Genomic DNA, 641 nt, shown 5'->3' on the forward strand with positions numbered 1-641 from the left:
GCGCGGCTAACATTTCGCTTGCTTTCATCGTCTCGTTTCCTTTTGTTATGCCGTCCTCTCAACGGCTCGGACGTTTTAGGCCGTCTGCCTGTGGTTGTTATCGTTTGCTTTCGATGTGTGCCATAGCAACATCTATGGCTTCACGGATGTCGTTACTTGTGGCGGCTAATACCTCAAAATGGTCTTCTTGCTTTTGGATAACGGCATTTGGGATTCCGAGAATATCGCCATCTTCGTCGCAAAGCTTTTTGGTTAACGCACAATCATTTTCCGCTAGCCAATCAAGGCGAATCGTGTCAGGGTGTGGGACGATTTCCAATGTCTCAGGTCGTGCCAGTACGTTATAGTTCCCTTGCTCATTCATGACATAGACAAATTTTTCAGAAGCATTGATAACAACACATTCTCCTAATCTCGTATCCTTATCAATTACGCGGTCGCCGAATTTAAATTTATGGGTCATTTTTTACTCCTAAAATGGGACGTCGTCGTCAACATCTTCAACAGGCGCGGCAGGCGTTGCTGGTGCTTGTCGGCGCGGTTGTTCAGGCGGTGTGTGTTGGGCGGATTGCTGTCCGCTGTCATTACCACCGCCCAACATTTTCATTTCGTTGGCGATAATCTCGTAGGCCGTGCGCTCG

At 48.0% G+C, this 641-nt stretch carries 1 protein-coding gene and 1 pseudogene; both read right to left on the reverse strand.

The window, feature by feature from the left end; all coding sequences use genetic code 11:
• Positions 1–97 precede the first annotated feature (97 nt).
• Positions 98–463: a hypothetical protein gene (locus HMPREF3052_RS09905; RefSeq protein WP_070749686.1), complete on the reverse strand. Its 366-nt coding sequence runs from the start codon at positions 461–463 to the stop codon at positions 98–100.
• A 9-nt stretch (positions 464–472) separates the two neighbouring features.
• A pseudogene (locus HMPREF3052_RS12095) lies at positions 473–641 on the reverse strand (single-stranded DNA-binding protein); the annotation flags it as partial.

This window comes from Neisseria sp. HMSC056A03, from assembly GCF_001815685.1.
GTDB lineage: Bacteria > Pseudomonadota > Gammaproteobacteria > Burkholderiales > Neisseriaceae > Neisseria > Neisseria subflava.

What these genes read in the sequence shown, in the direction of transcription:
- HMPREF3052_RS09905 (WP_070749686.1), bottom strand. Translation starts at nt 463, where the DNA reads ATGACCCATAAATTTAAATTCGGCGACCGCGTAATTGATAAGGATACG.